The organism is Filimonas zeae (assembly GCF_014641615.1).
Lineage (GTDB): Bacteria > Bacteroidota > Bacteroidia > Chitinophagales > Chitinophagaceae > Filimonas > Filimonas zeae.
Genome location: NZ_BMIB01000013.1, coordinates 457 through 2,360, shown reverse-complemented (window position 1 = coordinate 2,360; position 1,904 = coordinate 457). Strand labels below are relative to the sequence as shown.

General features: G+C 45.7%; 1 protein-coding gene. It reads left to right on the top strand.

From position 1 onward, the window contains the following. Positions 1-207 precede the first annotated feature (207 nt). A partial coding sequence (locus tag IEY13_RS29980; RefSeq protein WP_229688076.1) for an Ig-like domain-containing protein occupies positions 208-1,904 on the top strand: 1,697 nt, incomplete at its 3' end.

The following is a 1,904-nucleotide window of genomic DNA, read 5'->3' as shown; positions in this document are numbered from 1 at the left end:
TAGCTGTAAATGCTTTACCAGAGATGGAGAAGAGTGCTGGCGCGCGTGAGGTATGTGCCGGAAGTACGGTTACACTGACAAACAGCTCAACTGGCGGTACTGGTGTATGGAGCAGCAGTAATACTGTTGTAGTNCTATACTGTAACCACCGCAAAAGGTTGTGTAAGTGTGGATACTGCCCATATAGCGGTAAATGCTTTACCAGAGATGGAGAAGAGTGTTGGTGCGCGTGAGGTATGTGCCGGAAGCGCTGTTACACTGACAAACGGCTCAACTGGTGGAACTGGTGTATGGAGCAGCAGTACTGTAAGTGTAGCCACAATAGATAATAATGGATTAGTTCGTGGTGTAGGTGCCGGTAATGCAGTAATTACTTATACTGTAACAACTGGTTCAGGTTGTGTAAGTGTAGATACTGCTCATATAGCTGTAAATGCTTTACCTGAGATGGAGAAGAGTATTGGCCTGCATGAGGTATGTGCCGGAAGTTCTGTTACACTGACAAACGGCTCAACTGGTGGTACTGGTGTATGGAGCAGCAGTGCTGTAAGTGTTGCTACAGTAGATAATAGTGGATTAGTTCGTGGTGTAGCTGCTGGTAACGCAGTGATTACCTATACAGTAACAACTGCCAAAGGTTGTGTAAGTGTGGATACTGCTCATATAGCTGTAAATGCTTTACCAGAGATGGATAAGAGTGTTGGCGCGCGTGAGGTATGTGCCGGAAGTTCTGTTACACTGACAAACGGCTCAACTGGTGGAACTGGTGTATGGAGCAGCAGTAATACTGGCGTAGCCACTGTTGATAATAATGGATTAGTTCATGGTGTAGTTGCTGGTAACGCAGTGATTACCTATACTGTAACCACCGCAAAAGGTTGTGTAAGTGTGGATACTGCTCATATATTGGTAAATGCTTTACCAGAGATGGAGAAAAGTGTTGGCGAACGTGAGGTATGTGCGGGAAGTGCGATTACGCTGACAAACGGCTCAACTGGGGGTGCTGGTGTATGGAGCAGCGGTAATACTGTTGTAGCTACAGTAGATAATAATGGATTAGTTCATGTTGTAGTTGCTGGTAACGCAGTGATTGCCTATACTGTAACAACTACCAAAGGTTGTGTAAGTGTGGATACTGCCCGCATAACTGTAAATGCTTTACCAGAGATGGAGAAGAGTGTTGGCCTGCGTGAAGTGTGTGCGGGAAGTGCTGTTACACTTACAAACGGCTCAACTGGTGGTACTGGCGTATGGAGCAGCAGTAATACTGGTATAGCCACAATAGATAATAATGGATTAGTTCGTGGTGTATCTGCTGGTTCTGCGGTTATTACTTACACTGTAACCACTGCCAAAGGTTGTGTAAGTGTGGATACTGCGCACGTGCTGGTAAATGCTTTACCAGAGATGGAGAAAAGTGTTGGCCTGCGTGAGGTATGTGCCGGAAGTTCTGTTACGCTGACAAACGGTTCAACTGGTGGCACTGGCGTATGGAGCAGCAGTGTTGTAAGTGTTGCTACAGTGGACAATAATGGATTAGTTCGTGGTGTATCTGCTGGTTCTGCGGTTATCACTTACACTGTAACAACCGCAAAAGGTTGTGTAAGTGTAGATACTGCTCATATAGCTGTAAATGCTTTACCAGAGATGGAGAAAAGTGTTGGTCTGCGTGAGGTATGTGCCGGAAGCGCTGTTACACTGACAAACGGCTCAACTGGTGGAACTGGTGTATGGAGCAGCAGTAATACTGGCGTAGCCACTGTTGATAATAATGGATTAGTTCTTGGTGTATCTGCTGGTTCTGCGGTTATTACTTGTACTGCAACAACCGCCAAAGGTTGTGTGAGCCAGGATACTGCTCATATAGTTGTAAATGCTTTACCAGAGATGGAGAAGAGTATTGG